The following is a 6,342-nucleotide window of genomic DNA, read 5'->3' as shown; positions in this document are numbered from 1 at the left end:
GGAGGGGGCCCCGGTTGGAACAGGCCGGAAGGACACGGGACCGGAGCCGCGCGTGTCGGCGGCACGGCTCCGGCCGTCCGGCCGTCCGGCCGGTCTCGCGGACGAGGCTAGGCCCGCCGACAGCGCGGCGGAAGGCGAGACACGGTACGAGCGTGGGTGCGTCAACTGCGTTACGGGTACGGGGTGTTGGCCCCACTCGCGCGAGGTCGACGCAGGCCGTCGACCGGCCCGCCGTCCACGGCCCCGTACGACGGCCCTCTCCGGGTCAGTCGTCGTCCGGATCCTGAGCGGTGTGGCCGCGACGCAGGGAGAGGACGATGAGCAGTGCGAAGGCGACGAACGCGGCCCCTGTGCGCGCGTAGTTGAACGCCTCCCAGCGAGCGAGGATCTCGGCGTGATCGGCGGGCGCCGAGGTGGCCGCCCACTGCTTGATACGGCCGTTGATGGGGACGTTGCCGAAACGGGTGATCAGGAACGACGCGATGGCGAGGAGTCCGGCCGCTCCGGCAAGTCGCCGTGTGGTGCCGCGCGTCAGCACGGCGAGTGCGAGGGCGCTGAGTGCCGAGGTGGCCATGGCGCCTTGCATGGTGATGCCGTTCATCTGCATCAACTGAGTGTGGAAGGACAGCCTCATGTCGAGCGGTACGGAGTTGAAGGTGGGGACGAGGTTGGCCGCTCCGTAGCCGAAGGCGCCGGCGAGAACGCCGGTGGACATCAGGGCGAGGCCCTGGACGAGCCGGACGCGCGGGCGGATCATCGCTCCGCCCCCGGTTCGGCGGCGGGCGTGCGGCCGAGTTGGTGGATCCGCCGTACCCGTCCGTCGTCGGCGACCTCGCCGATCAGGAGCCACTCGCTCACGAAGTGGCCCAGCTTGCGGTGTTCCGCGGTGAGGCAGCCGCGTGCGGCGAACCGGTGGCCGTCGACGAGGAGTTCGTCGATCCGCATGTCGCTCGCGGTGACGTTCTTGCGGGCCGGGGCCGCGTGCGCGATCAGCTGGTCGACGGTGAGCGTCGTGCCGTCGGTGATCCAGACCGCGTCGTCGGTCAGGGCGCGACCCACGATCTGTGCCGGGTCCTCGTCGGAGAGGGCCATGTCGCGGGTGTAGTCGATGAGGAGGCGGCGGGCCGCCGACCCTGTTATTTCTGACATGCCTGTCAGTCTTGAGACGTCCCCTATGATTGTCAATGGTGTAAGAGATAAGCCCGGAGACGAGGTCAGAGGTAGAGAAGATGGGGCCAGAGGTAAGGCGTCGACGTCAGCGGGTCGAGGTGCAGCGCAACCGTGCCGCGCTGGTGTCAGCGGCGATCCGGGTGCTTGCCGAGCACCCCGAGGCGAGCATGGCGGCGATCGCCTCCGCCGCCGGTGTCACCCGGCAGACCGCCTACGCGCACTTCGGTTCCCGCGAGGTGCTCCTCGCGGCGGTGCGCGACGAACTGAGCCGCCGGGCGTTCGCCGTCCTTGAAGCCGCCGATACGGAGTCCGGTACGGCCACGGAAGCGCTCGGCCGTTTCCTCGCCGCGGCCGGAACGCTGTTGGCCGAGCAGGCGGCGTACGGCCATCCGGACAGCGACGCGGAGGCCGACAAGGAGGCCGACGCGGCACGTCACGTGCCGGTCGAGCGGCATCTGGGGGATCTGATCCGCCGCGGGCAGGACAGCGGCGAGTTCACGGTCGACCTGGAGGCGGGTTGGCTGGTCGCCTGCGTGATCGCACTGGGCCACGCCGCCGACGAACAGATCCGCATGGGCCGTACGGACGCACAGGGCGCGGCGAAGCAGTTCCGGTCGTCGGTGATGCGGTTGTGCGGCGCGGAGGGTTCTGCCGGCGGTTCGCTGTGAAGGGCGGCTTCGCGGATCGTCGCGGCTGATCGGTCAGGTGGATCGGTCAGATGGATCGGTCAGGTGGAAATCCCGTCGCCCCGCCCCGGCCCGCCCGTTACGTTGGCCCGATGCCCGTACTCCGTACCGAACGACTCCTCCTCCGCGACTGGCGCGACAGCGACCTCGCGCCCTGGGCCGCGATGAACGCCGACCCCGAGGTCCGTGAGCACTTCCCCGACATCCAGACCCCCGAGCGGAGCGCCGCCTCGGTGGCAGCCTTCCAGGACGACCTCGACCGGCGCGGCTGGGGGTGGTGGGCCGTGGAGGTCGCGGACACGGGGGAGTTCATCGGCTTCGCGGGCCTCGACCCGGTCGACGAGGACATGTCGTTCACCGGCGTCGAGGCGGGCTGGCGGCTCACCCGCACGGCCTGGGGGCACGGGTACGCGACTGAATCGGCCCTCGCCGTCCTGGAGTTCGGCTTCGACACCCTGGACCTGCCGGAGATCCTCGCCATCACCACGGCCGCCAACGTCCGCTCCCAGGCGGTGATGCGCCGCATCGGCATGACCCACACCCCGTCCGACGACTTCGACGACCTGACCGTGCCCGAAGGGCCGTTGCGCCGCAATGTGGTGTACCGGGTGGCTCGGGGGCACGGCACGGCGGCCTCGTCACGCTGACGGGACTGGGGGGTACGCGGACACGGGACGCTCAGAGTCGGGTGGTCAGCGGTGGGTGGTCAGCGGAACAGGTCCGCGTACTCCTCCGCCCACGTGTCGAACGTCCTGGCCGGGGCACCCGTGATCTCCTCCACCGTCGAGGTGACAAGCCGCGAAGCCCGTCTCGACACGGCACTCGCGAGGAGGGCGTCGACGAGCGCGGGCGGTCGGCCGTCGGCGAGCAGGTGTGCGCGGGCCACTTCGACCGGCACCGGCTCGAACCGCGCCGGGCGGCCGGTCGCGGCACCGACGGCGGCCACCTGCTCGGCCCGGCTCAGCACGCGCGGGCCGGTCAGGACGTGCCGCGCGCCCAGGTGCCCGTCCTCGGTGAGCGCGTGCGCGGCCACGGCCGCGACATCACGCTCGTGAACCACGGCGGTGGCGGCGATATCGGGACCGCGTACGACGCCCGTGTCGCGCAACTGCCCTGCCCAGCCACGGGCGTTGGAGGCGAGGGTGTCCGCACGCAGTACGGTCCACTCCGCGACGCCGCACTCCGCGACCAGGCGCTCCATGTCGGCGTGCATCTGGTTGATCGGATCGCTCTGGCGCTCCGCGGACTCGTCCACACCTGACGAGGAGAGGTACACGACGCGGCCGGTGCTGCGGGCGAGGGCACGGAGCGCGGCCGGGGCGCCGTCGGTGCTGAGGAACGGCCAGATCAGAAACGCCGCCCGGGATCCGCGCGCCGCCTCCGTGAGCGTGTCCGGGTCGGACAGATCACCCCGCACGGCAGTGTCGCCGCCGGGCGCCCCGCCCGTCACGGGAGCGCGCGTCACGGGAGCACGCGTCACGGGAGCGCGCGTCAACGCCCGTACGGAACTGCCCGTGGAGCGGAGGCGTGCCACAACTTCCCTGCCCACATTGCCGGTTGCGCCGGTCACCAGAATGTCGTTCACAACCTGTACAGCCTCGGCAGCACCCACGGGTATTCCACCGCGCCCAGCACAGCGCGAACAACGCCACCGCCACCTCACCCCATCCGGCACACCGAGCAAGGCCGAACCGTCAACGCGTCGGCGAGGCAAGAGGGTTGAGGGCAGGCGCAGGGCGAGGTGCGGGGTGCCGGGACACCTACTGCGGCGACACCTGCTCCGGTGACGACCGCTCTGGTGACGACCGCTCTCGCGGCAGCCGCGGCCAGGGTGACGCGGAGCAACTCGCGGCGGGTCGGAGCGTTCAGTGGGTCCCCCTCGCGTCGGTCGGGCCGGGCGCCGGGGCGCGGAGCCCGACACGGTGAGGTTGCCCGCGAAGATCCCGTACGGAGAGTGCCGCAAGCCCTTGATCCGTTGAACGCGTTGAACGGGTCAAGCACCCAACAGGCTTGACCTCAAGTGCGGTTGAGTTCCTACCGTCGCAGCACAGTCGATCGAGGAACGGTCGACGCGGCACAGTCGACCGGAGCGCGGTCGATCACCTCACGGAACGGAAGCAGCCATGATTCTGGTGACCGGGGCCACCGGCCATATCGGCAGCGCACTGACCGGGCAACTGCGGGCACACGGCGCCGGACCGGTACGCGCACTCACGAGGAACACCGTGCGGGCCGCGTTCCCCGCGGGTGTCGAAGCGGTCGAGGGCGATGTCACCGACCCGGTGACGTGGCAGGCGGCGCTCGACGGGGTGCGCGCGGTGTTCCTCCTGTCGAGCCTGGCACCGGACGCGGAGACGTTGCGGGCCGCGCGGGACGCCGGGGTGGAACACGCGGTGCTCGTGTCCTCCCTCACCGTCCGCAGCCACCCGCACCTGGGCCCCGCGCGCCAGAACCTGCGGGCGGAACAGACGCTCCAGGACAGCGGGTTGGACTGGACGGTGCTGCGGCCCACCCAGTTCGCCTCCAACACCCTGATGTGGGCGGAGTCCGTACGCGCCGGGGAGCCGGTCCGTGCCCCGTACGCCGACACCGCCCTGCCGACCGTCCACCCGGCCGATATCGCCGCGGTCGCGCGCGTGGCCCTGACCGAGCCCGGCCACCGGGGGCGCACCTACGAACTGACCGGCCCCGCCCCGGTGTCGCCCCGCGACCAGGTCGCGGCCCTCGCGGCGGCCGTCGGCCGGGAGGTGCCCTTCGAGGAGATCAGCCGCGAGCAGGCCCGCGCCGCCATGGTCGAGGTGTTCGGCGCCGAGGCGGCGGACGCCATACTCGACCTCACGGGCGGCGACACGAACGAGGAACTGCTGCGCGTACGCGGCACGGTGGCCCGAGTCACCGGCACCCAGGCCCGCCCGTTCCGGCGGTGGGCGGAGGAGAACGCGGACGCGTTCCGCGCGGGGCGGCGCGCTTGAGGCGTACGGGAACCGAGCCTCGACAGTGGTCAGCGCCAGTGGCCTCAGCGCCAGTCGTCGATCACATACGCGTCGGGGTGGCTGTATCCGGGTTCGTTGGGCCTGTGCATGGTCACGCCCTGCAACCACGTGCGGAAACCACGGTCGATCATGAGCCGGTAGGCGTCCGGCCGGCTCAGGTTCGTTCCGGCGTCCAACGCACCAAGGCCGCGCTCGGCGGCCAGCCCCTCGCACGCGTCGAGCAGTCGCTCGAACCGGTCGCCGGCCTCAGGACCAGGACGTACGGCGCCGAATTTGACGAAGCACACGTCGGTGCCGGCCTCCGACCCGGCTCCGCAGTGGCAGACGGCCAGACCGTCCAGCTCGGAGCCGGCGCCGGCGAGCAGAATGGTGTCACCGAGCCCCTGCGCGTGCACGGCCACGATCTCGCGTTCCAGGCTCAGGCCCTCGTACACGGATCCGGTCAGTGCGCGGCAGAGGCTCAGCGCTTCGGGTTGCCCGGCGGCGGGAAGTTCGCCGTAGAGCATCCGGCCGGGGACCGCGGCACCGTCTGTGACCTGCTTCTTCATGATGGCTGTGAGGAATCGGGGCCAGAAGCCGTAACGGCGGTAGAGCTCAAGATGCTTGGCGCTGTGCGAGAACGTGAACAGGCCGAGGTGGCGGTTCCCCCAGGCGTCGAAGCAGTCCATGACCGGCTCCATCAGACGTCTGCCGATGCCCTGGTCCCACAGATCGGGACGCACGGTCAGCGGGCCGAAGAAGCCGACGCTGCCCCAGTCGGTGGCGAAGTTCGATCCGGCGAGCTCGCCGTCGACCGTCGCCGCGAACGCCGCTCGCGGATCTGCTTCCCAGCGGGTGCGGACATAGTCGACGGTCCCGAAGGTCTCGAGAGGATCGGGGACCCCGAGGAACGTCCCGAAGGCCGTCCTGAAGATCTCATCGGCCCGGTCCAGGTCCGACTCATCCAGCGGGCGGACTGATACCGGGGCTCCTCCACTCTTCCCACTCTTCTGCTCCGCTGCTGGTGGGGTCATCGTTCGCTCCTTCCCGCCCCCCACTCCCGTTCCATCGCACCATGGGCGTGCCTGGCGGGCGAGGCGAACGGTGCCTGCGCCCCGCATGGCCGCCTGGATCGCCCTCTCCGACTCCATACGATCAGTGACCCGGCGGGCACTACGAGTGCGAAGGCCCGTCCCCGTCGCGCCGGCGGCACGTTGGACACGCGCCTCAGCGGCACGTCGGACACGCGCCTCACTCGATGGCGCAGTACTCCGCCGAGGGCTCCCGCAACGCGGGCCGCTCCTGCCAGTAGCCGTGACCGTGGAGCGTCAGCATCGCCCAGTGCCACGCCTCGTCGTGGAACACGAGCCCGCGGCACGGGGTGCCCGGTGGCTCGTACGGGTAGTGCTCAAGGGCCTCCGCCCAGGCCCGCTCCGGGGTGCGGCCGCCGTGGTGGCGCATCACCCACGCGTAACCGAGCCGTTCGACCCGGAGGGTGTCGACGTACTCCGCCT

Annotated in this window: 8 protein-coding genes; 3 read left to right on the top strand and 5 right to left on the bottom strand. The window is 71.2% G+C overall.

Annotation, left to right across the window (positions count from 1 at the left end; all coding sequences use genetic code 11):
* Positions 1-265 precede the first annotated feature (265 nt).
* Together GUY60_RS32340 and GUY60_RS32335 are read right to left on the bottom strand one after the other, a co-directional pair.
* Positions 266-757, bottom strand: a complete 492-nt coding sequence (locus GUY60_RS32340) for an anthrone oxygenase family protein (protein WP_161704373.1) — start codon at positions 755-757, stop codon at positions 266-268.
* Positions 754-1,149, bottom strand: coding sequence for a nuclear transport factor 2 family protein (locus GUY60_RS32335; RefSeq protein ID WP_161704371.1), 396 nt, complete (start codon positions 1,147-1,149; stop codon positions 754-756). The genes GUY60_RS32340 and GUY60_RS32335 overlap by 4 nt, the downstream gene beginning before the upstream one ends.
* A gap of 80 nt (positions 1,150-1,229) precedes the next feature.
* Here GUY60_RS32335 and GUY60_RS32330 point away from each other — a divergent pair, with 80 nt between their 5' ends.
* The gene (locus GUY60_RS32330) at positions 1,230-1,838 is read left to right on the top strand and encodes a TetR/AcrR family transcriptional regulator (RefSeq protein WP_161704369.1); all 609 of its coding nucleotides are present in this window, start codon (positions 1,230-1,232) and stop codon (positions 1,836-1,838) included.
* Between the two features lie 110 nt (positions 1,839-1,948).
* Positions 1,949-2,503, top strand: coding sequence for a GNAT family N-acetyltransferase (locus tag GUY60_RS32325; RefSeq protein WP_161704367.1), 555 nt, complete (start codon positions 1,949-1,951; stop codon positions 2,501-2,503).
* A gap of 59 nt (positions 2,504-2,562) precedes the next feature.
* On the opposite strand, the gene GUY60_RS32320 is transcribed toward GUY60_RS32325, so the two are convergent.
* Complete coding sequence (locus tag GUY60_RS32320) at positions 2,563-3,426, bottom strand: NAD(P)H-binding protein (protein WP_312866501.1); 864 nt, start codon at positions 3,424-3,426, stop codon at positions 2,563-2,565.
* Between the two features lie 553 nt (positions 3,427-3,979).
* On the opposite strand from GUY60_RS32320, the gene GUY60_RS32315 reads away from it, so the two are divergent.
* On the top strand, positions 3,980-4,828 hold the full coding sequence (locus GUY60_RS32315) for an SDR family oxidoreductase (RefSeq protein ID WP_161704365.1): 849 nt from the start codon (positions 3,980-3,982) through the stop codon (positions 4,826-4,828).
* A gap of 44 nt (positions 4,829-4,872) precedes the next feature.
* Here GUY60_RS32315 and GUY60_RS32310 read toward each other — a convergent pair whose 3' ends face one another.
* Both GUY60_RS32310 and GUY60_RS32305 read right to left on the bottom strand, forming a co-directional pair.
* Positions 4,873-5,862, bottom strand: coding sequence for a GNAT family N-acetyltransferase (locus GUY60_RS32310; RefSeq protein WP_161704363.1), 990 nt, complete (start codon positions 5,860-5,862; stop codon positions 4,873-4,875).
* 217 nt (positions 5,863-6,079) lie between these two features.
* Positions 6,080-6,342: hypothetical protein (locus GUY60_RS32305; protein ID WP_161704361.1), on the bottom strand; the 263-nt coding region annotated here is incomplete at its 5' end.

Source organism: Streptomyces boluensis (genome assembly GCF_009908195.1).
Taxonomy (GTDB): Bacteria; Actinomycetota; Actinomycetes; order Streptomycetales; family Streptomycetaceae; genus Streptomyces; species Streptomyces boluensis.
This window is presented reverse-complemented; position numbering and strand designations above follow the sequence as displayed.

Coding starts and splice junctions, on each gene's coding strand:
- GUY60_RS32340 (WP_161704373.1), bottom strand. CDS start 757: ATGATCCGCCCGCGCGTCCGGCTCGTCCAGGGCCTCGCCCTGATGTCC.
- GUY60_RS32335 (WP_161704371.1), bottom strand. CDS start 1,149: ATGTCAGAAATAACAGGGTCGGCGGCCCGCCGCCTCCTCATCGACTAC.
- GUY60_RS32330 (WP_161704369.1), top strand. CDS start 1,230: ATGGGGCCAGAGGTAAGGCGTCGACGTCAGCGGGTCGAGGTGCAGCGC.
- GUY60_RS32325 (WP_161704367.1), top strand. CDS start 1,949: ATGCCCGTACTCCGTACCGAACGACTCCTCCTCCGCGACTGGCGCGAC.
- GUY60_RS32315 (WP_161704365.1), top strand. CDS start 3,980: ATGATTCTGGTGACCGGGGCCACCGGCCATATCGGCAGCGCACTGACC.
- GUY60_RS32310 (WP_161704363.1), bottom strand. CDS start 5,862: ATGACCCCACCAGCAGCGGAGCAGAAGAGTGGGAAGAGTGGAGGAGCC.